This window comes from Promicromonospora umidemergens (assembly GCF_024171995.1).
GTDB classification, from domain to species: domain Bacteria; phylum Actinomycetota; class Actinomycetes; order Actinomycetales; family Cellulomonadaceae; genus Promicromonospora; species Promicromonospora umidemergens.
The window spans coordinates 26359-51138 of sequence record NZ_JAMTCT010000032.1; the positions used below are offsets into that span (position 1 = coordinate 26359).

The following is a 24780-nucleotide window of genomic DNA, read 5'->3' on the forward strand; positions in this document are numbered from 1 at the left end:
TGCTCGGGTGCTGTCCGTACTCACTGCCATCGGGTCGATGGCCTGCATCGTCGCGCTCGGCTGGGTGATCCAGCGGCGCGGTCTGCTCGCCGGTAGCACCCTCCCGCGCGGGGCGGCACGGGGCGGTGCCGACGACCGGTCGGAGAGCGGCGCCTCCGAGAGCGGCGCCGGAGCCCGCCAGATCCTCGCCACGCTCTCCTTCACGATCTGCGCGCCGGCCCTGATGTTCAGCACCCTGGCGGCGACCGACCTCGCGCACGTGGTGTCTCGGGGCGCTGCGGTCACCTGGGTCACCACCGCGGCGCTCGCCCTGGTCAGCGCGGCGGTGGCACGGTGGGTGCTGCGGCTGTCCGCGGGTCCGGTCGCCGTGACGACGCTCGCCGCCGTCTACGTCAACGGCGGCAACATCGGGATCCCGCTCGCCGTCTACCTGTTCGACGACGCCCTCGCCGTGGTGCCGACCCTCCTCTTCCAGCTGCTCGTGCTGGCACCGCTGGCGCTCGCGGTGCTCGACCGGTCCGCTCCAGCGAACGGGGCTCCCCGGACGGCCACCCGGTCGAGCTGGACGTCGGTGGCCCGCGTCCCGCTCGCCGCCGTCCGCAACCCGATCACGGTCGGCACGCTCGCCGGCCTGCTGGTCGCCGTGATCGGTGAGCTGACCGGCCTGCGGCTGCCCGACGTCGCCCTGCTGCCCTTCGACCTGATCGGCGCCGCCGCCCCGCCGCTCGGCCTGCTGACCTTCGGGATGACCCTCGCGGTGCCGATGCCCGCGCTCAGCCCTCCTGCGGCGCAGGGCGGGGTGCGCCACGGCGCCGCGTCGGGTCCAGCCCCGGCGTCGGCCCCGTGGTGGACGGGCCGTGACCGCGTGCTCGTACGGGCGGTGGTCGCGCTCGCGGTGCTGGTGCGCAACGTGCTGCACCCGCTGGCCGCGTGGGCCGTCGGTACCGCGATGGGGCTCGACACGCCGGCGCTGGCCGTCGTCGTCACGATGGCCGCGCTGCCCACGGCGGTGAACGTCACCACGTACGCGACGCGGTACGGCGTGTTCGACGGCGTCACGGCGCGCGCGACCGTCTGGACGACGGCGCTCTGCGTGCCCGTCCTGGTGGTCGTCGGCGTCCTTCTGGGCTGAAGCCCGCCCGGGTGTGCCAGGGTCTTGTGGTGGAGCGGCCGGACTGGCATCGTTGCGAGAAACCGGTTTCCCGTCGTTGGGACGGCCGGTCTCATGGACAAGGGAGTCACATGCGAACACCACCGGTCCTCCGCCCGCGCCGAGTCGTCGGCCCGACGCCGGGGAACGCGCCAGCGCTGCCCGTCACCCGCCCGCTCGTCCGTTCCCTGGCGCTGCCCCTGGCGCTGGCCGTGGGGATGGCCGGCGTGCTGGTCGCCGTCGGGCCGCCGGCCGCGGCGCACCCGGCCGAAGGTGCGGGGGCCGCCGTCGGGTACGCGTCGGGCGGGCACGCGCAGGGCGGGCACTCGCAGGGCGGGCACTCGCAGGGCGGGCACTCTTCGGGCGGGCACTCGCAGGGCGGACACCGCGGCGACCTCGGCCGCGAGACCATCTCGACCGACGACGGCTGGGCCGCCTGGTCCGGCCCCACGTTCCCGGAGGGTGTGGAGCGACAGGCCCGGCCCACGACGGGTGGAGCCGCGGCCACGCGGGCCGAGGTCTACGAGGTCGACACCTGGCAGGAGCTGCGCGACGCGCTCGCCGGCCGCGAGGGCGGCAGCCAGAACGACGCCCGGTACAACGAGACCCCGCGGATCGTGTACGTCACGGGTGCGATCGATGCGTTCACCGCTCCGGACGCAACCCGGCTGACCTGCGAGGACCTCGCCTCTCAGGTGACGGTGGAGGGTACCGGCGAGCCGTTCTCGATGGACGACTACATCGCGCAGTACGACCCGTCCGGCCCGTGGGGTCGGGCCGATCCGGAGGGGCCGCTGGAGCAGGCGCGTGATGCGGCGGCGAGCCTGCAGGCGGCGCAGACCCAGCAGCACGTCGGCTCGAACGTGACGATCGTGGGGGTCGGCGACGACGCCCAGATCTCCGGCGCGAACCTCCGCGTGCGGGACGCGCACAACGTCATCCTCCGGAACCTGCGGTTCTCGGACGGCTATGACTGCTTCCCGCAGTGGGACCCCGGTGACGGCGAGGCCGGGAACTGGAACTCCGCCTACGACAACGTCTCGCTGTGGACGTCCACCAGTGTGTGGGTGGACCACTCCACGTTCGACGACGGAGCGCACCCCGCCGGCTCGCTCCCCGTCGTCTACGGGCGGCCGTTCGAGGTGCACGACGGTCTGCTCGACATAACGCACGGCTCGGACCTGGTCACCGTGTCGTACAACGAGTTCCTCAGCCACGACAAGACGATGCTGATCGGCTCGTCGGACTCCCGCACCCAGGACCGTGGGCAGCACCGCGTGACGCTGCACCACAACTACTGGGAGGACATCGGCCAGCGCGCACCGCGCGTCCGGTACGGCGACGTGCATGCCTACAACAACTACTACCGGCAGACCCGCCGACAGGCCGAGGCGGGCTCGTTCCAGTACTACTGGGGCTCCGGCAGGGAGTCGAGCCTCGTGGTGGAGAACAACGCGGTCCGGCTGGCCCGCGGGTCCGACCCCGCGAAGGTGGTCGGCGCGTACGGCGGCACGATGCTCAGCGAGTCGGGCACCACGCTGAACGGCCGGCGGACAGACCTCCTGGCGGCCTACAACGCGACGGCGTCGACGCCGCTGGCCGACGAGGCGCGCTGGGCGCCGTCGGACGCGTACCGGTACCGGCTGCTGCCGACGGTCGCGGTCCCGTGGGTGGTCCTGGCCCGTGCGGGAGCGGGCGAGCTGCGCTCGACCTCCCCGAGGTAGCCGGTCCTTGGTTGTGAGCGTGATCGTTGCGGCCATGTGCCCGCTCTAGGCGCGACGATCACGCTCACAACCAGCTCAGACGCCCAGGTTCAGGTCCTCGATGCGGACCGGGTCGCCCGTCTCCAGCGAGCGGTTGCCCGCGTAGCCGACCGACGAGGCGCGGACGCCGTCGACATAGCCGGCCGCTCGCCCGAGCGGGTCCTGCTCGCCCGTTGGCGCGAACACGCTGGCCAGCAGCAGCGCGTCGCCGCCGCCGTGCCCGCCACCGCCGCGCACGATGGGCCGCTCCTCGGCACGCTCCCAGTGCCGCTGCACCACCAGCCGCTCGCCGATGGGCCGCACGTCGTCGCCGGCGAACACCTCGGTGGCGCTCGGGTCGAGGACCGCCGCGCCGTCCTCGCCGAACTCGACGGAGCCGCGCTCGGTGACCTCCAGCTCCGCGCGGCCGCGTGTGCCGTTCACGACCACGCGGTAGCCCTCCCAGGGCGCGTGCGCGGTGAGCGAGTAGGTCAGCAGGGCGCCGCCCTCGTACTCGACGACGAGCCCAAGGGTGTCCTCCGTGGTGATTCCCTCGTCGAACACCGACCGGTTGCGCACGTAGCCGTCCACGGCCTGCGCCTCGGGCCCGTACAGCGCGGACAGCCACTTGTTCTTCTCGACGGAGAGCTGCCACGGGTCGACGCCGCGCTCGTTCAGCGCGCGCTCGGCCTCGGTGGGCTCGTAGCCGGTCTCGTGCGCGCCGTCGTCGCCGTAGAAGCGCCGGCCGCCCGTGGCGAAGACGCGCTGCGGCACGCCGTCGATCCACCAGTTGACGAGGTCGAAGTGGTGGCTCGACTTGTGCACCAGCAGACCGCCGTTGTTCACCTTCTCGCGGTGCCAGCGGCGGAAGTAGTCGCCCCCGTGCACGGTGTCGAGGGCCCAGTCGAAGTGGACCGACAGCACGCGGCCGATCTCGCCGCTCGCGACCACCTCGCGCAGCGCGCTGTTGCGGGGCGAGTAGCGGTAGTTGAACGTCGTGACCAGGTCCCGGCCGGTCTCCGCGACCGCGGCCACGATCTCCCGGGCCTGGTCGGCGTGCGCGGCGATGGGCTTCTCCACGACGACGTCGGCGCCGGCCCGCAGCGCACGAGCGACCAGGTCGCCGTGGGTGCGGTCGACCGAGGTGACGATCACGCGGTCCACGGACTGCTCCGCGATCGCCTTCTCCAGGTCGTCGGGCTCGTACACAGGGCGGATGCCGCCGAGCGCGGCCGCCACCCGCGCCTCGTACGCTGCCGCGCGGACCGGGTTGGGCTCGACCCACGCGACGATCTCGCCGTCCGGCGCGTGCGTGCCGATCAGAGCGTTGATGTACATGGACGCGCGGTGTCCCGTGCCGACCACCGCGTAGCGGCGGCGCCCCTCGGGCAGCGGGCCCGACGGCGGCGCGGGCTCTTGTGTCGGACCGGTGATCGGCTCTGTGGTCGGCTCGGTGGTCGGCTCGGTGGTCGGCTCTGGCATCGGTGGAGAGCTCCTTGCGTCATCGTCGACGTCGGGCGGGTGGGACTGAAACGATACGGCGCTTGGAAAGCGCTGTCCATGACGGGTGTGCAAGAGGGCGGTGTCTCAGCCCGGCGGCACCGGTCCGAGATCGCCGCCCTCTCAGCTCACCGCTCGGGTGTGATGACCACCTGTCCGGCCCAGGCGAACCCGCCACCGAACCCGAACAGGAGCGCCGGCACGCCCGCCGGGATCTTGCCGGCGTGCCACCACTTGGCCAGGCCCATGGGGATCGATGCCGCCGACGTGTTGCCCGACTCCGTGATGTCCGTGACCACCACCTTGCCCTCCAGCCCGAGGGCCTTGGCGAGCGGCTCGATGATCCGCAGGTTCGCCTGGTGCGCGACGAGCACCTCGATGTCGTCGATGCTCAGCCCGGCCCGCGCCACGACGTCGCGCGCCCTGTCGGCGGCCCGCGTGATCGCCCACTTGAACACCGCCCGGCCGTCCTGCTGGAACTTCACCTCGGGTACCTCGATCCGCACGGCGGGCGTGAGCTCCGGCTCCGTGCCCCACACGACCGGCCCGACGGCGGGGACGTCCGCGGCCTGCAGCACCGCCGCACCCGCACCGTCGGCCGTCAGGATGCAGGTCGAGCGGTCGCTCCAGTCGGTGTACGCGGTGAGCTTCTCCGCGCCGATCACCAGGGCCGTGCGCGCCGACCCCGCGCGGATCGCCTGGTCGGCCAGTCCTACCGCGTGCGCGAACCCCGAGCACGCCACGTTGAGGTCCATCGCCGCTGGACCCACCACGTTGCGCAGGTCCGGTACCTCTTCGCCCTCAGGCGTCGAGGCGCCGGGCTGGACGCCGGTGCGCAGCGCGTACGCGACCCGCCCGGCCGTGTTCGGCGAGCGGTCGTCGTTGGTGGCGGTCGCGACGATCACCAGGTCGACGGCGTCCGCGGCCACACGGGCGTCGGCGAGCGCGTGCTCGGCCGCCGCGGTCGCCATGTCGGCCACCGTGACGTCGTCAGCCGCTACGTGGCGGGTGACGATGCCCGTGCGGGACCGGATCCACTCGTCGTTGGTCTCGACGAGCTCTGCGACGTCCTCGTTGGTGAGAATCTTCGGTGGCTGGTGGTGTCCCAGGCCGATGATGCGGGAGCCGGGAGCGCCGGGCGGGAGTACGAGTGCGGGCGACGTAGCCATGGGTTCAACGTAGCGCGCTCAGGTCGAACGGCTCGACGCTCAGGCCGGGCACCCGTTCCCTGGCCGCCCGCACCACGCGCTCCTCGGCGCCCGGCCCGGTGTCCGGCACCTCGCCCACCTCACGGAGCGCTCCGCGCAGCTGGGCGTCGTACCGCTCCCCCATCGCCGCGTTGCGGCCCTTGTACGTCCACGCGACGAGGTTGGCCAGGGCGAACCGCGGTCCGCACGAACGGCAGGACATGATGCCCGGCGGCCGCCGGAACCGTGTGGTCCGGTGGCCCGCCGAGCAGGTCCCGACCCACGGCCCGTCGATCGACGGCGCCGACGGGTCCACGCACCGCCGGCCCGAGCACCCGATCCGCACCGCCACCTCGCGCCACGCCGGACCGTGCTTGGCCCTCGGTCCGGCGAGCGCGTGCGCCACCTCGTGCAGGATCGTGTCCCGCACCTCGCGCTCTTCATGGATCCGGGTGAGCGGCGCGGACAGGCTGATCCGGCTCTTGCCGTAGCTGCACATCCCGGCGCGCCGGACGGCGTCGTCGAACTCGAACGTCCAGGCCTTCAGGCCGTGCTGGTCCATCAGCTCGCGCGCCAGGCGCGAGGCGGCGACAAGGTTCATGCGTACCCCTGCGGTGATCGTGGTGATTGCGTCCGGCCGTTCCGGACGCTGTCGAACCTACGGGGCTCCACTGACACCCGGGCAAGGTTATCCACAGCCCGGCGCACCGGACCATGCTCCGATCGAGCGTGTATGGAACGTCCCGAATGGATCAACAACTCAACGAGGCACGGAAACAGGCTTGCCCATTCAGCCATAGCTTCACCCCGCCGAAGCGCCCCTCGGCGGGGGTTCGAGCCCACCTCCAGCCGAATCGGACTGCTGAGCCTCCAACGCCTCCCGGACCAATCCAATGCGCCGCAGGTGTTCCTCACGGGTTAGGAACGGTTCCCCTCCACGACGGATCACCCTGCCCGTCCGCGGATCGACTTGATCTAGGTCCGGCCTCTCATTCATCACCGTGACGTATCCCGCGCGAGCTTCCCGGCGTTTCCTGACCTGGACTGAGATTGCAACCCAGATCAGGAACCCCGCATCCAGCAAAATCGCCACCATCACACCGGTCAAGAGCGGCGACCCACTGTATCCGGATCCACGGGCAAGCATCCCTGTGGATAGTGCAGCCAGCAGGACGAGACCTATACCCGTCCCCCAGAGAGCATCAGCCGGCGCCCCCGGGAGCCGCACGATCTGGCCAGTCTTTGGATCGATCTAGTCCACCTGCGGAAACTCGTTATTCGCCACGTTTTCAGCGAGTGCACTGTGAACCTACTTCGAACGGAATCTCGTTGGCAATCTTTCTCTTGCCAAAAGGGCTTCGACGAAGTATGCCGGTAGAGCGATAAGGGCCGCCCACCATAAACCTAGATCTCGTACAGCAAGGATCTGCGCTGCAATTAACGCCAGGAACACGGCGTACAACACTAGTGTTCGCCAGCTGTCTCCAACACCTCGCCCACTGAATCGCTCCGCCCGCTTCATGCCGGACATAAGAAACTCGAAAGCTCGCGTCCCTACCGTTACGCTCACCGCGGTCATTATCACGATAAGTGGCGGGACGTCGAAGATTGCAGCGATTAAGACAGATATCACGCTTCCCAAGAATCCAAGATACGCTCCAACCCTTCGAGGAAGTTGGCTGTTCCCGCCGCTTCCGGTGATACGTTCTAGCTCACTCACGAACCCGGCCCTTCCAGAAGTTGTCCGACGAGCGTGGCAGTGGTTTCTCCGATCCACTGCTCTGCTGGATCGCTTACGTTCATCACCGTCCGAAGCGGGCCGGAGCCCAGTCCGCCGGTAGCGAAACCGACCCCAGCGGCAGCAAATGAGGACCCGGCCTCGACTCGCCTCCCGAGGCGGTAATTAGCGACGCCGTTTGCGAATGACAGCAAACTGGAGGCGTTGCCAGATACTCGCGCTCCAAGGCCGGCCATCGTGGCAACAGAGCCACCCACGAGACATCCCGTTCCTGCCGTTGGAACGCAGGTCGCAAAGCCCGCACCGATGGCAAATCCTTGGACCGCCGAAGCGGCCATACTTATGTATCCCGTCAGGTCAGCGCCTTGATCAGTCCAACCAGCAATACCCTCCGCCGTTGTGAAGTTGTGTGTGAGCCAAGAACTCGCTTGAGCGATCTTGGCCTGCCTCTCCAACTCATTGCGCGCCGCATCGCGCTCACGGATTTGCGCCATCTCCTTGGCACGCGCAGCAGCCTGCGCGATGGCCGCCGCACCTGACCGAGATACCGTCTGGCCACTAGATATGCTCGAAGCGTAATTGACCAACCCAACCGATCCACCGCCACTGGTTGTGTACGCGTCCGCATGGGTAGCGAAGAAGCGGCACGCGTACGCCGTATAGCACTCGCGTACCTTCACCGGCGCACTACCAGAGCCCTTTTTCGTCTTCACACAAGATATCGCGCCCGCGCACGGGTCACCGCCATCCGGTTGGGTTCGCGGGTTATATCCCGCATGCCCCGCACCTATCGGCAACAGCCCCGTCGGATCCGACCACGTCACCGGATTCTGATTCGCATACGCGTACGCATTCCACTGCTGCGGATCAGCCAGATCCATCACCGGATCCACTGACACGAACGCCCCCAGCGTCGCGTCGTACAACCTGGCTCCGACCGCCGTCAGCCCACTCGTGTCCTGCGGCTTGTCCAAGAACCCGTGATCCCCGACCCACCCCGACCCGGACCCGTCAGCATCAGCCGGCGCCCCCGCGCTGGAACCACGCACCGCACCGAACGGATCCGTATACCGGCGAACCACCCGATCCACCGTGTTCGCGACCTGAATCGTCCCCGTCCCATGTGCGTCAGCGAAGATACTCGTCACGTCCACCGCCATCGTGCCCGACCGCACCGCGACCGTCTGCCCCGCAAACGTGTAGTAGCGCTGTGCAGAAACAGCCCCGGTCTTACCGTCCAGCGTGATCTCCTGCCCCGGCAGATACACCGTCACATCACCGTCCTGCGTACGAACCAGCCGGTCCCCAGCAGCGGAATACACGAACTCGTCCGACTCCGACGCCGAGACAGATCCGTCACCATTCTCGTCCTGCTCTACCGAAGCGAGCTCACCCTCCGCGTCCCACGCCAGGGACTGCGCAGACTCCCTGGCCAGGTCGCGACCGACCATGTTCCCCGACGCGTCATAGGAGTACTCGCTCGTACCCAGCTGGGTACCACTGGCATCGGTCGCAGACACACTCGTGACCGCGTGCGGCCGCGTCGAGCCCGCACCCGAAGCCGGGCGGGCATATGTGCTCGTCACCGCACCCGATGCCTCAGCCACAGCCCCGCTCGACCCAACCTCGGACGAGCCCGCAGCAGCATCCGCACCAGCACTCCCGCTTCCCGCAGCGGCGGCCGCATCACCGGTCGAGGGCAGGTGCTGCGCCGTGTTCAGGCGGTTGCCCAGCACGTCATAGGTGTACGACGTCCAGTACGGCTCCGCACCACCCAGCGCAGCCACCGTCGGCACGGCGGCACAGTCCCCTGATCCCGGCGTCCACGCGCCAGTCAGCCTCCGCGCCCAGTCGTACTCATAGCACTGCTGATCAGCCTGCTGACCCGACTCCGCAGCCGGGACGTCCTTTACGCTCAGCACGTTGCCCGCATCGTCGTACTCGTAGGTGGCGTGCTGCAGCTCGCGCAGGTCACCCTGCGTTCCGATCTGCTGCGTCGTCGTCACACCTTCGAGTCGGCGAGTGCCCGTCCCGTATTGGCGCGACTGCTGATAGGCGTACGTGTTCCCCGTCGAGAGGTACGACACCTCACCGGTGGGCAGGAAGTCCGCCCTGGTCACGTAGTCGCCTACACCCCCGCCACCGGTCAGCCCGTCCGCCACATTGGTGTCGGTGTAGAACGTGGTCAGCCCTTCAGAGGCGAGCCCTCCCGCGGCCGGGACGCGCTCAAAATGCATCCGCCCGTCCTTGGTGTAGATGTACTCGCTGGTGTACTCACCAGCCAGGGCACCGAGTTCCTCGGTCTGAGGAATCTCGACCGTTCGCGCCGTGGGCAGGTACCGGTCGGTGTACCCGTTCACCCGGGTCGTGTACCCGGCCCCGTCGTGGAACCTCGTGGCCGAAGCCGGCTGCCCCTTGACGACCGTGCCATCCGCCAGTAGGTCGTATCTCCACCGGACACGCTCAGGGCCTGTGGCGGAGTTGTCACGCATCGCAGTCTTCCTCCCCAGCGCGTCATAGGTGTACGCCAGAGTCTCACCGCGTGCGTCGGTCGTGGCCGTCACCCGGCCGGTGTCGTCCTCGACGCGCGGTGGCGGGTCTGGTCGCATCGCTGATGGTCGTCGGCGGCGCGGACACCTCGAATGACCAACATGAGACGACTCCCCCAAGACACGACAAAGCAGCGGCACGTAACATTCGCCGCATCGCGGGCGTCACAGTCAAGGAGGTTTCCAAACACTGCTGATGTTGGCCAAGGCCGGGCAATGAGGCGTGGCGGGTAATTTCACCCATAATTCACCCCGGAGCGGGTGAAACGTGACCAAGGGCAGATGCTGGCCCAGCGCCGAATCCGCGAGGATTCAACGCGCGCACACTCTGGCGAAGTTTTAGCTACGCCATGTAGCCGTTACGAAACCGTGACCGTATGCGATGGCCGGGTGTCGGCAACGGCGCACGCGGCCGGCGGCTCACCTCGTCGTCGGGCCCGCGCTACGTCGTTGAAAATCGTGGCATCATCCTGGGCCATGGATCATCAGGGGCAGTTTCGTCGCGCCGCGCTCGCCTTGAGCCTCCCGGACGACGAGGTCGGCAGGTTCATCGAGCACCTCCGGTTGTCGATCCGGTTGAGCGGCGGCTCCCGCGGTGTTCCGGTCGGACAGTTCCGTGGGCTGCCCCGGCTGCCGGTGGACGAAGACTGGCCGTCAGACGAGTTCGGTCAGCTGCCGTTCATCTTCTCCGTCGACTGTGCGCTGCTGCCGAGGATCGACGGCTTCGACCTGCCGGTAGACGGCTCGCTGCTGTTCTTCCTGAACCACGAAAAAGACCACCTGGCCACCAACACCGGAGACCAGCAGTTCTCGCGAGTCGTGCATGTCCCGGCCGGCACCGAGACCGCGGTCGCGGAACCCTCCGACTTCCAGTCCGTCGGCAAGCAGTACGACGTCAGCGCCACGCTCAGCGTGGAGCTGCCCACCTGGCTCGCGCCGGACGAGGACGAGGAAGAGGAGGACGAGGACGAGGACGACCATTCGCCCTTCCAGCAGCAGCTGGCCCGTGACCTCGAGCGCGAGATGCCGCACCTGGACGAGCTCTGCGCTCTGGCCTACGACCTCTGGCCGCCTGACGAAGGGTTCGCCAGCGCATATATCGGCGGGTACGTCGACGATGAGGTGATCGAGAGCCTTGCGGGGCAGACGCTCGTGGTGCGCGAGATGGCCGGCGAGATCGTCATCCAGAGCGGGAAGTGGTATTCCCAGCTGGAGCAGGAGCAGCACAGGCTGACGAGTGAATGGATGTCGCTCGCCATCTTTTCCCTGGACGAAGAGTCCTATTACGGGAGTTTCGCCGTCCGCCATGACGACCTGGCAGCCGGCCGACTGGACAAGGCTTTCTCCGTGACCACGATCAGCGAGTACGAGTAGATGTGCCGGCGGCCCGGACCTCGCTGACGTGCGGGGAGCCCTACGCTCCGTCGGCCGGCGGGATCGGGAAGTTCGTCCGGAACACGTTCGACGGATCGTACGTGGCCTTGACCGTCCGCAGCCGGGAGAACGTCGGCTCGGGGAACGCCTCCAGCAGCCGCTCCGGGCGGCTGTCGGTGTCGAAGGAGAGGTAAGAACCGTCCATCACCGGCCCGATCTCCGCGTCCCACGCCTGGTTGATCCGGTCCTGATTGGTGGCGAGCGCCGTCAGCGCGAAGTTCTGGTGCCGGTGCGCGTAGGCGGTAGCGGAGGGTGCGACGTCGTTCCCGGCGCCGCCCGTCGCACGGATCTGCGTGAAGTAGGACTCCCCGGAGCCCAGCAGCCGTTCGATCGCCCGGCTCGTGCCCTGGTCGAGGTGAGTCAGCAGACCTCCCCGCGCAGACGGGTCTCCGCCGCCCGAGTGGTGGGCATCCTCCTTGCGCACCACACCGGAGTACGGCAGCAGCTGCGCCTGGTGGCCGAGCAGCGGTCCGGCATCGGCCAGCAGCTCCAGCTGGGCGATGGCCTCGTCCGGCTCGACGTCGGCGCCCTCCGCCGCGATCACCGTCATGAGCTGCGCCATCGGGCCCTGACCGCCACGCCCGCGGCCCAGGACCATGAACGACGTGAGCCCGCGCGGCGCCGCCTCGACTGCGGCGCCCCACTTCTCCAGGAGCCCCACCGTGTCGGTCGCGTCGAGCGTCATCTGGGAGTAGACCACGTCGCCGACCACGCCGGCCTCGATCTCCAGCCAGGTGACCACGCCCATGTTCCCGCCGGCGCCGCGCAGCGCCCAGAACAGGTCCGGGTGCTTGTCGCGGGAGGCGTGCAGCACGCGGCCGTCGGCGGTGACGACCTCGGCCGCGACCACGTGGTCGATCGTCAGACCCTGCAGCCGGCCCAGGTAGCCGATGCCTCCGGTGGTCCCGAGCCCGCCGACGCCCACGCCGCCGTAGTCGCCCGACGTGATGGCCCAGCCGCGCGGCGCGAGCGTCTCCGCCACCTCGCCCCAGGTGGCCCCGGCGCCGATCCGGACGCGCCGCGTGGCCTCGTCGACCACCTCGACCGACCGCATGCCGCTCATGCTGAGCACCACGCCGCCGTCGTTCGTGGACCGGCCGGAGATGCCGTGCCCGGCCGAGCGGACGGCGAGCTCCACATCCTGCTTCTGTACCCAGGCCAGCCCGGACGCGACCTCGTCGACGCCCTGCGGCCGTAGCACCAAACCCGGAGCCCCGGCCCGCAGGTAGTTGTGCCGCACCGACCCGTACTCACGGTCACCGGGTTCCACGGCCCGGGCGGCCAGCTCGGGCGGGAGCGAGTCGTAGTCGATCCCCTGTCGCCGCGCGGCGAGCGCCTTCGCACCACGGCGGGCCGACGCCGGCGCCGTCCCGGCGCTGCGCCGTTCGGCGGCGACCGCCTCCCGCACCGCCGGGACGACCTCCTGTGCGAACGCCCGGATCTGGTCCGGGTCGTCGCCCATGGCGATGAAGGTGCTGACGCCGTCCTCCAGCGCCATGTGCGTGAGCTCCTCGACCCACTGGTCGGCGGGCCCCTGCAGCGGGCCCGACGAGCGGCTCGTGATGGTCCCGCCCATGTTGAGCAGGCGGCGGATCTCGCTCGGCGAGCGCCCGGCGGCCAGTGCTGCCTCGTCGATCGTGGCGTTGCCGCGGGCCAGGTCGCCGTCCTTCAGGTAGGGGAGCGAAGGCAGCCAGCCGTCGGCCTTCGTGCCGATGAGGCGGAGCATGCGCGGCTTGAGCGCACCGATCCAGATCGGGATGTCGTGGGCGGGGGCCGGACCGCGCTTGGCGCCGTCGACCTGGTGGAACTTTCCGGCCACGCGCAGCGGTGTGCGGTTGCCCGCGTCCCAGATCCCACGCATGATCTCGAGGCCCTCCTCGAGGGCACTGACGGCCTCGCCGGGCGTGCGGCGCGGGCCGCCCATGCCCGCTATCGCGTCCCAGAAGCCGCCGGCGCCGAGACCCATCTCGAACCGCCCCCCGCTGAGCAGGTCGAGGCTCGCGGCCGAGCGCGCCACGATCGCGGGTTGGCGCATGCCCAGGTTGAGGACGTTCCCGGAGATGTGGATGCGCTCGGTCTGCGCGGCCACCCAGGACATCAGCGTCCACGTGTCCAGGAACGACGGCTGGTACGGATGGTCCTGGAAGGTGACGAGGTCCAGGCCCAGCTGCTCCGAGAGCTGGGCCAGCCGGACGGGGCCCTGCGGATCGGCGTTGGTCGGGGAGATGAATGTGCCGAAGAGCAGTTCGTGCCCGTAGTCAGTCATGTGCCTTCTGTCCTGTTCGGAGTGGTCGATAATCGTCTGTCCTGCAGATGATATTACCCACAACTCTTCTGGTTTTCTGCACATTCCCCTAGGATGGCAGCATGAGCACCGCTCCCGCCGAGACCCGCACGGGTCAGCACTCCCTGTTCGGCTGGTCGCTCGCCGCGCTCCTGCGCGAGTGGAGCGCCCGGGTCGACGCCGCTGCCGACGACCTGCCGCAGGGCACACGCGGCTACCAGCTGCTCACGGCGGTGGTGCACGGCAACCTGCCGAGCCAGGCGGCGCTCGCCTCGACCCTCGGCATCGACCGCACGGTCATGACCTACCTGCTCGACGCGTTCGAGGAGTGCGGGCTCGTCGCGCGCCAGCAGGACCCGGCCGACCGCCGCGCGCGCCGCATCGTGGCCACCGACAAGGGCCTGGGGGTGCTCGCCGCCATGGACGCACGCGTAGCCGCGGCGGAGGAGGAGCTGCTCGCGGGGCTCGAGCCCACGCAGCGCGCACTGCTCCGCGAGCTGCTGGAGCGCGCCGCCACCGGCGCCGGCCCGGACGACGACCCGTGCCGCACGGTGGTCGAGGCGACGACGCGGAGCTGAGGAATCTTCTGACCTCAGCCGATGAGCACCCTCCACCAGGTCTGGCGAACAGCGGCCTCCCGCGAGTCCGAGGCGCTCGGCGACCACCTGCCGCCCGACGACGCCTTTGGCGTGCGCCGAGGCCTCAAGTCCGTCAGGCGACGATGTACCGGATGTCCCCGATGGTCACCTCGACCGAGAGAGTGCCACCCAGCGCCTGGGCGTAGCGGCGCAACGTGTCCAGACGAGTCGACTCCGCGCCGCCGGACTCGATCTGGGAGACGCGGTTCTGCCCGACATGCATCCGCTCAGCCAGCTCGGCCTGCGTCAGCTCCTGTGCGGTGCGCAGCTCACGCAGCTGGTACGCCCGCTGCCGAGCCAGCAGCCCCTCCTCCGCTGCGGCGAGCTTGGCGGGATCGACCGGGCGCGCCCGGTCCAGGTCCTCAAGGTTCCTTGCCATCACCGGCCCCTTTCTCCTGCTTCGCCTTCAACTCATCGAGGTGGGCGTCGTAGCGGACATCAGCCAGCGGGACAGCTGCCCGATACCAGCCCGACCAGTTCCCCGCCTTGTCCCCGCCGACCAGCAGAATCGCCGCCCGTTCGGGATCAAAGCAGAACAGCACCCGCAGCTCGCTACGCCCGGACGACCCGGGTCGCAGCTCCTTCATGTTCTTGTGGCGCGACCCCACGACGGTATCGACCAGCGGACGGCCCAGTTGCGGCCCCCGGTCCCGCAGCACGTTGATCGCCGCCCTCACTTGAACGAACGAACCCTCGTCCAACGTCGTGAGCCACGCGAACACCTCCTCATCGAACCCCACATCCCAAGCCACATTATCACTGTATCCTTATTTCCTGATAGAGGCCGGCCGGCAGTCGGATGCTGACGGGCCCCGTGGCACAGGCGTCGCTCAGCGCCCGCCAAGACCCGCCTCGCGGTAGAACCCCTCGATGTGCTCGCGCATGAGCCGCTCTGCCGTCGCGGCGTCCTGCCCCGCGACGGCATCGACGATCGCGCGGTGCTCCGCGCACAGGCGCGCAGCGGTCGTCGGCCACTCGTCGAGCGCGGCGGCGCCCGCCACGACGTAGGACGCGACGGCCGACCGCAGGCCGATCAGGACCGCCTCCACGAGCTGGTTGCCACCCAGCCGGACCAGCTCGATGTGAAAGTCCTGGTCGTGCTCCACGAACGTGGCGACGTCGAGGTCGGGATCAGCCATCGCCTCGACGTGTCCGCGCACCCTCGCCAGCGCGGCGTCGTCGGGCGCCCGGGCCGCGGCGTCACGCACCACCCCGGTCTCGAGCAGCACGCGCGTCCGGACGACGTCGGACACGGGCAGCGTGCCGGAGGCCACGTGCAGCCGCACCGCCGCACCCAGGCCGGCCGCCGGCCGGTCGATCACGGTGGCGCCGGCGCTCGGGCCGGAGCCGACGGCGGTGCGCACGATGCCCATCGCCTCGAGGACGCGGATCGCCTCGCGCACCGACGGGCGGGACACCCCCAGCTCCTCCGCGAGCGCCCGCTCGGCCGGGAGCCGCTCGCCGATGGACCACTTGCCCGCGGCGAGGCCGGACTCGATCTTGGCCAGGACGCGCTCATGGGTTCTCACCGGGCCATCGTACTTCTGTGGTCTGTCCACAGTGGGCTATGGTGAGGACAGACCTCGAAGGAGAGTGCCCATGCGCATCGCCCTGGCCGCGACCTGCATCGCCGACGCCATGTTTCCGCAGGCCCCGAGGGCCGTCGTGACCCTGCTGGAACGGCTGGGCCACGAGGTCGTCTTCCCCGCCGGGCAGGCGTGCTGCGGTCAGATGCACGTCAACACCGGCTACCTCGCCGACGCCGTTCCGGTGGTCCAGAACCATGTGCGCACGTTCGCCCCGGTGACCGACGGCGAGTGGGATGCCGTCGTCGTGCCGTCCGGTTCGTGCACGGGGTCGATCCGGCACCAGCAGGCCATGGTCCTGGAACGTGCCGGCCTGCACTCCGAGGCGCGCGCGGCAGCCGCCGTCGCCGAACGCACCTACGAGTTCTCCGAGCTGCTGGTCGACGTGCTCGGCGTGACCGACGTCGGCGCCTGGTTCCCGCACCGGGTGACCTACCACCCCACGTGCCACTCGCTGCGGATGCTCGGCGTCGGCGACAAGCCCGAGCGGCTGCTGCGAGCGGTCGAGGGGCTGGAGCTCGTCCCGCTCGCCGAGGCGGAGGGCTGCTGCGGGTTCGGCGGGACGTTCGCCCTCAAGAACGCGGACACGTCGGAGGCGATGCTGCAGGACAAGGTCGCCACCGTCGTCGACACGGGGGCCGAGGTGCTCACCGCCGGCGACTGGTCGTGCCTGATGCACATCAACGGCGGACTCTCGCGCGGTGGCACGGGCGTACGGCCCATGCACCTCGCGGAGATCCTCGCCTCGACGCGGGAGTCGCCGACCGTGCCGAGCGGGCCCGGCTCCGACAGCGTGCGGACCGGGACGGAGGTTGCCCGATGAGCACGTTCCTCGGCATGCCCTCCGCCCGCACCGGGCGCGGGCCGAGCCCCTCCGCCGCACCCGACACCCTGGCCGGCGTCGGCCGCCCCGAGGACCCGCTGCACTGGGGCGCCTCGTTCCCCGACGCCGCGAAGGCAGCGCTCGACAACGACCAGCTGCGCCGCAACCTTGGCAAGGCGACGTCGACCATCCGGACCAAGCGCGCCCGCGTGGTCGACGAGGTGCCCGACTGGGAGGCGCTGCGCGACACCGGGTCCGCGGTGAAGACCGACGTCATGGCGCGCCTGCCGGAGCTGCTCGAGGAGCTCGAGCGCAACGTCACGGCCCGCGGCGGGGTGGTGCACTGGGCACGGGACGCCGCAGAGGCCAACCGGATCGTCGCCTCGCTGGTCCGGGAGAAGGAGACCGACGAGGTCGTCAAGGTCAAGTCCATGGCGACCCAGGAGATCGGGCTCAACGAGGCGCTCGCCGAGGAGGGCATCGCCGCGGTCGAGACGGACCTGGCGGAGCTCATCGTGCAGCTCGCCGACGACATGCCCTCGCACATCCTGGTGCCCGCGATCCACCGCAACCGCACCGAGATCCGTGACATCTTCCTCGAGCGCATGGCCGACGCCCCGCCCGACCTGACGGACGTGCCGCGCGAGCTCGCGATGGCGGCCCGCGCGCACCTGCGGCGCAAGTTCCTCTCGGCGAAGGTCGCGATCAGCGGCGCCAACTTCGCCGTCGCAGACACCGGGACGCTCGCCGTCGTGGAGTCCGAGGGCAACGGCCGCATGTGCCTCACGCTGCCCGAGACCCTGATCACCGTGATGGGCATCGAGAAGCTGGTCCCGACCTTCGACGACCTCGAGGTGTTCCTCCAGCTCCTGCCGCGGTCCTCGACCGGTGAGCGGATGAACCCGTACACCTCCATGTGGACGGGCGTGACGCCCGGCGACGGGCCGCAGGAGTTCCACCTGGTGCTGCTCGACAACGGCCGCACCAAGGTGCTCGCCGACGAGGCGGGCCGCTCGGCGCTGAACTGCATCCGCTGCTCCGCGTGCCTCAACGTCTGCCCCGTGTACGAGCGGGTGGGCGGCCACGCGTACGGCTCGGTCTACCCCGGCCCGATCGGCGCGATCCTCACGCCGCAGCTCACCGGTGAGCAGTCGGACCTGCCGTACGCCTCCACGCTGTGCGGCGCCTGCTACGAGGTGTGCCCCGTCAAGATCGACATCCCGTCGATCCTCGTAGAGCTGCGCGCCCGCGAGGTGTCCCTGACCGCGGGCTCGTCGGGAGACACCGCCGACCGGGTCTGGAGCGCGGCCATGAAGGCGGCGTCCTTCGCGATGGCCGACGGCGCACGCTTCCGCCGCGCCGCCCGGGTACCGCGGCTGCTGCGCGCGATCTCGCGCAACGGGGTCATCAAGAGGCTGCCGTTCCCCGGCTCTCTGTGGACCCGTTCCCGGGACCTGATGGAGCCCCCGAAGCAGACGTTCCGCGACTGGTGGGCCGGGCGAGAGGAGCAACGATGACCGACGCAAAGGCGGAGATCCTGTCCCGCATCCGCGCCGCGCTGGGCTCGGAGGAGGATTCCGCGGGGACGGCTGGCGCCGTACCCCGGGAGTACCGGTCGGCCGGTGAGCACGCGCCAGGGTCCGCGGCCGTGCTGGCCCTCCTGATCGACCGCCTTGAGGACTACAAGGCGCACGTCCACCGAACGGCTCCCGCGGAGATCCCGGCGCTGCTCGCGCGGCTCATCGCAGAGAGGTCGGCAGAACGTCAGGAGGTCGGCAGCTCGAACTACCGATCACCTGACGTTCTACCGACCACCCCGGAGGCGGGCGGGCGCCGCTCCGTCGTCGTGCCCAGCGGGCTGGAGCCCGGGTGGCTCTCCGGGCTGGCGGGCGTGGATGTGCGCACCGACTCGCGTGACGCTCCCCTGTCGGCGGCCGAGCTGGACGAGACGGACGCCGTCGTGACCGCCGCGCGGGTGGCCGTCGCCGAGACCGGCACCATCGTGCTGGACGGCGAGCCCGACCAGGGCCGGCGCGCGATCTCCCTGGTGCCCGACGTGCACGTGTGCGTGGTCCGGACCGACCAGGTGGTGCAGACCGTCCCTGAGGCGGTGCGCCTGCTCGGTACCGATCCTGGCCGGCCCCTGACCTGGATCAGCGGGCCGAGCGCGACGAGCGACATCGAGCTCGAACGCGTGGAGGGCGTGCACGGGCCCCGGACGCTGCACGTGGTGCTCGTCTCCTGACCGGTCAGGTGTGCAGCGTGGCGCCCTTGACCACCTTGTCCACCACCCGCCGCTCGCCCGCCACCGCGACCCCGACCAGGTCGAGCTTCTCCGTGGCGACGCTCGCGACGGCGGCCCGGTTGTCGACGTCGTTCCCCGTCGCGAACAGGTCTGCCGTGTAGACGCCGATGCGCAGGCCGCGCGTGCCGGCGCGCTCGCGGATCGTGGCGAGCCGGTCGCCGTCGGCGACCATGACCATCACCGGCGTGCCGAGCATCGGAAGGTACTCGCGGCCGTCGGCGTCCCGGTAGGGCTCCCCGACGAGCTCGGGGTAGGCGGCGGTCACCGCGCTGGCCAGGAAGGCGGTCACGTTGCCCTCCTGCCAGCCCAGCAGGTCGTCCCGCAGCACGATCACGATCTTGGCCTGTTCAAAAGTCATACCGCTCACAGTGCGGCCGCGAGCGGGCCGGAATCTTGTACGTTCTTGACATGGGTCTGCTCGGTTCGGCCGCGGAGGCGGCGCCTGACGTGGTGCGCGCCTGGCGGCCGGGGATCGCCGGCGTCGCCGAGGTGCTGCACGCCGCCTGGCACGAGCACGCCTACCCCGCCCACACGCACGACACCTGGACCGTGCTGGTCGTCGACAGCGGGCTGATCGGCTACGGCCTGGACGGTCACGAGCACGCGGCCCAGCACACCGGCGTGACCGTGCTGCCGCCGGGCGTCGTGCACGACGGCCGCTCCGTGACCGCCGCCGGCTTTCGCAAGCGCGTCGTCTACCTGGAACCCGCGGTGCTCGACGACGGTCTGGTCGGCCGGGCCGTCGACGCGCCGCTCGTACTTGACGACGCGCTCCGCGCCCGCTTCGTCGGCCTCGACCGGGCCCTCACCGTGCGCGAGGACCTCGCGGCAGAGAGCCTGCTCGCCCTGGTCACGGAAGGTCTGGCCTGGCATCTCTCCGGCCGCCCGACGCCGCCGCGCGAACCCGCTACCGCCTCGACCGCCCGCCGCGCCCGCGACCTGCTCGACACCGACCCCGCCCAGCCCGTCCGGCTGGCGGAGGTCGCCGCCGAGCTCGACGTCACCGTGCCGCACCTGGTCCGGGCGTTCACCCGCGAGGTCGGCCTCCCGCCGCACCAGTACCTCGTAGGCCGGCGCCTGGACCTGGCCCGCCGTCGGCTGCTCGCTGGTGAGCCGGCAGCCGACGTCGCGACCGCCACCGGGTTCCACGACCAGTCGCACCTCACCCGCCACTTCCGCCGCCTGCTCCGCACCACCCCGACCCGCTACCAGCGCGGGTCCCTCCTCTTCGAGGCCTAAGTTTCTTCGCTTTGAGCCGCCTCAAAGCGAAGGAACTTAGGTTTCGAAGGGAACATCTCACGCCCGCACGGACCAGCTAGCAGCGTGCGGCACGCCCGCCGTCCGGAAGAATGGCCTCTCGTGACCGACCCTGCGCCCGAGCCCACCCTCTTCGACCCGCCGCCGGGTGCCCGGCGCCCCCGGGCACGGGTAGTGCTGCTCACCGGGCCGTCGGGATCCGGGAAGACGTCGCTCACGCAGCGGCTCGGCCTGCCGGTGGTGCAGCTCGACGACTTCTACCTCGACATCGACCACCCTGGTCTGCCGCAGCGGTACGGCAGCGTGGACTGGGACAGCCCGGCGACCTGGGACGGCAAGGGTGCGCTCGCCGCGCTGCACGACCTGGCCACCGAGGGCCGGGCCGACGTCCCCGTGTACGACATCCCGACGTCGCGCCGGACCGGGATGCGCCGGCTCGACATCGGCGACTCGCCCCTCATCCTGGCCGAGGGCATCTTCGCGGCGCACCTCGTCGACGAGTGCCGTGCCGAGGGCCTGCTCGCCGACGCGATCTGCCTGTCCCGTCCCCGGCTGATCACCTTCTGGTTCCGGTTCCTGCGGGACGTCGCGGAGGCACGCAAACCGATCGGCACGCTGCTGCGCCGCGGTACCTCGCTCCTCCGCGCGGAGCCGGCGATGATCGAGCGGTGGGTCGCGCTGGGTTGCCGCCAGACGTCACGCGCTCAGGCGGAGAAGGACATCCGCAACCTGCTTGTGCAGAAGTCCTCGAACGCGTAATCCACGCGTAACCGGACTGCCATGTAGCCCACACGCGCGGGGCTCACTCTGGGCACAGGAGGTGGTGTCTGTGATCCAGCGCAACAGCTTGCGTGTGCTCTCGCTGTACGAAGGCTTCTTCAGCGGTGGGGCTCGTGTCCTGCACTCGACAGTGGTCGCCGGTCTGCATCAGGGCGGCCGTCAGCAGCATTCCGTGCTGAGCCTGCACCACGAGGTCCGGCGTGAGGCCACCCTCCAGCGGATGGAGGACGACCCCCGCTACCACGCCCTGCGCGCCGCCGGCGTCCGCATCGGTTCCCTGGGCCGGAGCACCGACGCGGGCCACGACCCGCGCGTCTTCTCCGAGGCGGAGCTCCGGGCCGCGGTGCGCCAGGCAGCCGGCTCGCACGTGGTGCTCTCGCTCAAGGAGCAGCCGCTCCGGCTCGTGAACCAGGACGCGTTCCCGGACCGCCCGGTGATCGCGTGCCTGCACCGGTCCGACCCGGAACACCAGGGCGACGCGCTCGGTGACCTCCTGACCGCTGCGGAGCGCGGCCGGCTCGCCGCCGTCGTCTGCTGTGCGGAGTCCACGCGGGACGCCTACCGCGAGGCCGGCGTGCCCGCCGGCCTGCTCCGGGTGGTGCCGAACGGCATCAACCTCGCCCGGTTCCGCCCGGTCCAGGGCGCGCGCCGGCTGGCCCTGCGGGGGGCGGCCGGGGTGCCGAGCGACGCGTCGGTCGTCGTCTACGCCGCGCGGTACGACGAGATGAAGAACCCCGAGCTCTTCCTCCGGTCGGCCCGCACGTTCCTGGAGCTCGAGCCCCGCGGCCACGTCCTGATGTGCGGCGCCGGGATGAGCGCGGCCAACCTCGAGCTGCGGAACGACCTCGCCCGCATCTTCGGCGACCGGCCCGACCTGCTCGAACGCCTGAACCTGCTGGGTGTGCGCCACGACATGGAGCTGGTCTACGCGACGGCCGACGTCGTGGCCCTCACCTCGACGTTCGGCGAGGCAGCGCCGCTGTGCCTCATCGAGGGCTCGATGTGCGGGGCGGTGCCGGTCACCACCCCCGTTGGCGACGCGCCGTCGATAGTCGAGCGCATCGGGTTCGTGACGTCGTTCGAGCCGGCCGAGATCGCCGCGACCTGGATCGAGGCAGCGGCCCGGCGCGCCGAGCTGGAGTCCGCGCGGACCGCCGTCCGGCCCCGGTTCAGCCACGTCCGGATGATCGCCGGCTACTCGAGCATCATCGAGCGCACCCACCGCGAGGCGGCGCTGCGGCCGGCCCGGGTCTGACGGCCCGTCCGCTCCGGATGGTCGGCAGGACGTCAGATGATCGGCAGTCCGAGCTGCCGATCACCTGACGTCCTGCCGACCATCGGAGCGGCCCGCCCCCTTCCCGAACCCAAGGACCCGCGGGACACGGCAAGATGACCTCATGTCCGACGCCCCCGTCACCCTGAGCCAGGTCGCCCGCGAGGCCGGTGTCTCGCTCGCCACGGCGTCGCGCGCCATCAACGGGAGCGCCACGCGCAGCGTCCGCCAGGACCTGCGCGAGCGCGTCCTGGAGACGGCACGCCGCCTCGACTACTCACCGGACCCGAGCGCCCAGGCCATGGCCCGCGGCCGGACGTCGGCCCTCGGGCTCGTCGTGCACGACATCGCCGACGCGTACTTCTCGACCATCGCGGCGGGCGTGACGCGCGCCGCCGAGCGCGAGGGCCTCATCGTGACCCTGGCGTCCACCGAGCAGAGGCGGGACCGCGAGGTCGCCTTCGTCGAGCTCGCGCGGCGCCAGCGGTCGCGCGCGATCATCCTGGCCGGCAGCCGGTCCGTGCCGCCGGAGACCCTGCCGGGGACGCTCTCGGCGGAGGCCGGCACCCGGATGGAGAGCGACGCCAAGGCCCTGGAGGCCGCGCTGACCTCGTTCCGGGAGGCCGGCGGCGGCGTGGCGACGATCGGCCAGGGCGTCGGCGACCTGCCCGTCGTGGAGATCGACAACGCGGGCGGCGCCGGAGCCCTCGCGCGGGCGCTCCACGAGCTCGGGTACCGACGCTTCGGGGTGCTCACCGGTCCGCCCGACCTGCGCACCGCGGCCGACCGCACCAAGGGCTTCCTCGACACGCTCGCCGCGCTGGGCTGCCCGGCGCTCGACCGGGACGTGGTGGACGGGGCCTTCACGCGCGACGGCGGCCACGACGCCATGACGAGGCTGCTCTCGCGCACCGGCGCCGCGACGGCCGACTCTCAGCCGGACCGGCCCGAGCTGGTGTTCGCCGTCAACGACGTCATGGCGGTGGGCGCGATGGCGGCCGTCCGCGACGCGGGCCTCAGCGTGCCCGACGACGTCGCGGTGGCCGGGTTCGACGACATCCACACCCTGCGCGACGTGTCCCCAGGGCTCACGACCGTGCGGATCCCGCTGGACGAGGTCAGCGAGGCGGCGACCATGCTGGCCCTGGGAGCCGAGGCGTCCGGCACGGTGGTGCGGGGCGACGTCGTCCTGCGGGACTCCACCCCGCGGCGCTAGAGCATGTCGCGACGAGCGGCCGGTGCGCTATGGTGGGCCGGAAAGCGCATTCCCAGTTACGACGATGGAGTCTTGCCCGTGACCACACTTCGCATCGCCATGAACGGCGTCACCGGCCGCATGGGTTACCGCCAGCACCTCGTGCGCTCGATCCTGCCGATCCGCGACCAGGGCGGCGTCACGCTCCCCGACGGTTCCCGGATCCAGGTCGAGCCCGTGCTGGTGGGCCGCAACGCGGACAAGCTCAAAGAGCTCGCCGCGCTGCACGACGTCAAGCACTGGACCACCGACGTCGACGCCGCCATCGCGGACGCCGACATCGTGTTCGACGCCGCCATGACCAACCTGCGCCCCGCGACGCTCGCCAAGGCGATGCGCCAGGGCAAGCACGTCTACACCGAGAAGCCGACGGCGGAGACGCTCACCGAGGCCATCGAGCTCGCGCGGCTCCAGGCCGAGACGGGCGTGACCGTCGGCGTCGTGCACGACAAGCTGTACCTCCCGGGCCTGGTGAAGCTGCGCCGCCTCGTGGACGAGGGGTTCTTCGGCCGCATCCTGTCGCTGCGCGGCGAGTTCGGCTACTGGGTGTTCGAGGGCGACTCGCAGCCCGCCCAGCGCCCCTCCTGGAACTACCGCACCGAGGACGGCGGCGGCATCACCACCGACATGTTCTGCCACTGGAACTACGTGCTGGAGGGCATCCTCGGGCAGGTCAAGACGGTGACGGCCAAGACGGTCACGCACATCCCGGCCCGCTGGGACGAGTCCGGCAAGGAGTATGCGGCGACGGCCGACGACGCCGCGTACGGCATCTTCGACCTCACCACCCCGGGCGGGGACGACGTCGTCGCGCAGATCAACTCGTCCTGGGCCGTGCGCGTGTTCCGCGACGAGCTGGTCGAGTTCCAGGTGGACGGCACCCACGGCTCCGCCGTCGCGGGCCTGCGCGAGTGCCGCGCCCAGCACCGCTCGCACACGCCCAAGCCCGTCTGGAACCCGGACCTGCCGGTCACCGAGCCGTTCCGCGACCAGTGGCTCGACGTCCCCGCGAACGCCGACCTCGACAACGGCTTCAAGCTGCAGTGGGAGGAGTTCCTGACCGACGTCGTCGCCGGGCGCCCGCACCGCTACGACCTGCTGTCGGCCGCGCGCGGAGTGCAGCTGGCCGAGCTGGGGATGCGGTCGTCGGCGGAGGGCCGCCGTCTCGACGTCCCGGAGATCGTGCTGTGACGAAGGGTGCAGCGCAGGGTGCGGGGCGAGGAACGAGCCACGCGCCCGAAGCGGAACACAAGGAACAGCACGGGAGGGCACAGCTGTG

General features: G+C 70.6%; 21 protein-coding genes. 12 read left to right on the forward strand and 9 right to left on the reverse strand.

Annotation, left to right across the window (positions count from 1 at the left end; translation table 11 throughout):
* Window positions 1–37: 37 nt before the first annotated feature.
* The gene (locus APR04_RS28140; protein WP_253877443.1) at window positions 38–1132 is read left to right on the forward strand and encodes an AEC family transporter; all 1095 of its coding nucleotides are present in this window, start codon (window positions 38–40) and stop codon (window positions 1130–1132) included.
* Window positions 1133–1242: 110 nt separating this feature from the next.
* Entirely contained in the window at window positions 1243–2874 is a 1632-nt protein-coding gene (locus APR04_RS28145) for a pectate lyase family protein (RefSeq protein WP_253877445.1), read from the forward strand.
* 75 nt (window positions 2875–2949) lie between these two features.
* On the opposite strand, the gene APR04_RS28150 is transcribed toward APR04_RS28145, so the two are convergent.
* The 4 genes from APR04_RS28150 to APR04_RS31215 form a co-directional block, all read right to left on the reverse strand.
* The gene (locus APR04_RS28150) at window positions 2950–4374 is read right to left on the reverse strand and encodes a Gfo/Idh/MocA family protein (RefSeq protein ID WP_253877447.1); all 1425 of its coding nucleotides are present in this window, start codon (window positions 4372–4374) and stop codon (window positions 2950–2952) included.
* A gap of 146 nt (window positions 4375–4520) precedes the next feature.
* Window positions 4521–5561: a 3-oxoacyl-[acyl-carrier-protein] synthase III C-terminal domain-containing protein gene (locus APR04_RS28155; protein ID WP_253877449.1), complete on the reverse strand. Its 1041-nt coding sequence runs from the start codon at window positions 5559–5561 to the stop codon at window positions 4521–4523.
* A gap of 4 nt (window positions 5562–5565) precedes the next feature.
* Entirely contained in the window at window positions 5566–6180 is a 615-nt protein-coding gene (locus tag APR04_RS28160; protein WP_253877451.1) for a SprT-like domain-containing protein, read from the reverse strand.
* A gap of 1115 nt (window positions 6181–7295) precedes the next feature.
* On the reverse strand, window positions 7296–9677 hold the full coding sequence (locus tag APR04_RS31215) for an RHS repeat-associated core domain-containing protein (RefSeq protein WP_253877453.1): 2382 nt from the start codon (window positions 9675–9677) through the stop codon (window positions 7296–7298).
* A 471-nt stretch (window positions 9678–10148) separates the two neighbouring features.
* Between APR04_RS31215 and APR04_RS28170 the strand changes: the two genes are divergently transcribed.
* Window positions 10149–11240, forward strand: a complete 1092-nt coding sequence (locus APR04_RS28170; protein WP_253877455.1) for a DUF1963 domain-containing protein — start codon at window positions 10149–10151, stop codon at window positions 11238–11240.
* Window positions 11241–11280: 40 nt separating this feature from the next.
* On the opposite strand, the gene APR04_RS28175 is transcribed toward APR04_RS28170, so the two are convergent.
* A complete protein-coding gene (locus tag APR04_RS28175) occupies window positions 11281–13566 on the reverse strand; it encodes an LLM class flavin-dependent oxidoreductase (RefSeq protein ID WP_253877457.1) in 2286 nt (761 codons plus the stop codon).
* Between the two features lie 101 nt (window positions 13567–13667).
* On the opposite strand from APR04_RS28175, the gene APR04_RS28180 reads away from it, so the two are divergent.
* A complete protein-coding gene (locus tag APR04_RS28180) occupies window positions 13668–14162 on the forward strand; it encodes a MarR family winged helix-turn-helix transcriptional regulator (protein ID WP_253877459.1) in 495 nt (164 codons plus the stop codon).
* A 133-nt stretch (window positions 14163–14295) separates the two neighbouring features.
* Here APR04_RS28180 and APR04_RS28185 read toward each other — a convergent pair whose 3' ends face one another.
* The 3 genes from APR04_RS28185 to APR04_RS28195 all read right to left on the reverse strand — a co-directional run bounded on the left by APR04_RS28185 (window position 14296) and on the right by APR04_RS28195 (window position 15751).
* Window positions 14296–14601 carry a helix-turn-helix domain-containing protein gene (locus tag APR04_RS28185; protein ID WP_253877461.1) on the reverse strand — a complete coding sequence of 102 codons (306 nt, stop codon included), beginning with the start codon at window positions 14599–14601 and terminating at the stop codon, window positions 14296–14298.
* Window positions 14585–14974 (reverse strand): type II toxin-antitoxin system RelE/ParE family toxin, encoded by a 390-nt coding sequence (locus APR04_RS28190; RefSeq protein ID WP_253877463.1) that lies wholly within the window; start codon window positions 14972–14974, stop codon window positions 14585–14587. The genes APR04_RS28185 and APR04_RS28190 overlap by 17 nt, the downstream gene beginning before the upstream one ends.
* 78 nt (window positions 14975–15052) lie before the next feature.
* Window positions 15053–15751, reverse strand: a complete 699-nt coding sequence (locus APR04_RS28195) for a FadR/GntR family transcriptional regulator (RefSeq protein ID WP_253877465.1) — start codon at window positions 15749–15751, stop codon at window positions 15053–15055.
* Between the two features lie 70 nt (window positions 15752–15821).
* On the opposite strand from APR04_RS28195, the gene APR04_RS28200 reads away from it, so the two are divergent.
* The 3 genes from APR04_RS28200 to APR04_RS28210 are packed head-to-tail and all read left to right on the forward strand — an operon-like array spanning window position 15822 to window position 18876.
* Entirely contained in the window at window positions 15822–16631 is an 810-nt protein-coding gene (locus APR04_RS28200; RefSeq protein ID WP_253877467.1) for a (Fe-S)-binding protein, read from the forward strand.
* Window positions 16628–18148, forward strand: coding sequence for a LutB/LldF family L-lactate oxidation iron-sulfur protein (locus tag APR04_RS28205; RefSeq protein WP_253877469.1), 1521 nt, complete (start codon window positions 16628–16630; stop codon window positions 18146–18148). The genes APR04_RS28200 and APR04_RS28205 overlap by 4 nt, the downstream gene beginning before the upstream one ends.
* Window positions 18145–18876, forward strand: a complete 732-nt coding sequence (locus APR04_RS28210) for a LutC/YkgG family protein (RefSeq protein WP_253877471.1) — start codon at window positions 18145–18147, stop codon at window positions 18874–18876. The genes APR04_RS28205 and APR04_RS28210 overlap by 4 nt, the downstream gene beginning before the upstream one ends.
* A 4-nt stretch (window positions 18877–18880) precedes the next feature.
* Here APR04_RS28210 and APR04_RS28215 read toward each other — a convergent pair whose 3' ends face one another.
* Window positions 18881–19294 carry a DUF2000 domain-containing protein gene (locus tag APR04_RS28215; RefSeq protein WP_253877473.1) on the reverse strand — a complete coding sequence of 138 codons (414 nt, stop codon included), beginning with the start codon at window positions 19292–19294 and terminating at the stop codon, window positions 18881–18883.
* A gap of 50 nt (window positions 19295–19344) precedes the next feature.
* On the opposite strand from APR04_RS28215, the gene APR04_RS28220 reads away from it, so the two are divergent.
* From APR04_RS28220 to APR04_RS28240, 5 genes are all read left to right on the forward strand, one after another.
* On the forward strand, window positions 19345–20175 hold the full coding sequence (locus tag APR04_RS28220) for an AraC family transcriptional regulator (protein ID WP_253877475.1): 831 nt from the start codon (window positions 19345–19347) through the stop codon (window positions 20173–20175).
* 120 nt (window positions 20176–20295) lie between these two features.
* On the forward strand, window positions 20296–20952 hold the full coding sequence (locus APR04_RS28225) for a uridine kinase family protein (RefSeq protein WP_253877477.1): 657 nt from the start codon (window positions 20296–20298) through the stop codon (window positions 20950–20952).
* Between the two features lie 70 nt (window positions 20953–21022).
* Window positions 21023–22228, forward strand: a complete 1206-nt coding sequence (locus tag APR04_RS28230) for a glycosyltransferase (protein ID WP_253877479.1) — start codon at window positions 21023–21025, stop codon at window positions 22226–22228.
* 142 nt (window positions 22229–22370) lie between these two features.
* Window positions 22371–23462: a LacI family DNA-binding transcriptional regulator gene (locus APR04_RS28235; protein WP_253877481.1), complete on the forward strand. Its 1092-nt coding sequence runs from the start codon at window positions 22371–22373 to the stop codon at window positions 23460–23462.
* A 99-nt stretch (window positions 23463–23561) separates the two neighbouring features.
* Window positions 23562–24692 carry a Gfo/Idh/MocA family protein gene (locus APR04_RS28240; RefSeq protein WP_253877485.1) on the forward strand — a complete coding sequence of 377 codons (1131 nt, stop codon included), beginning with the start codon at window positions 23562–23564 and terminating at the stop codon, window positions 24690–24692.
* Window positions 24693–24780 lie beyond the last annotated feature (88 nt).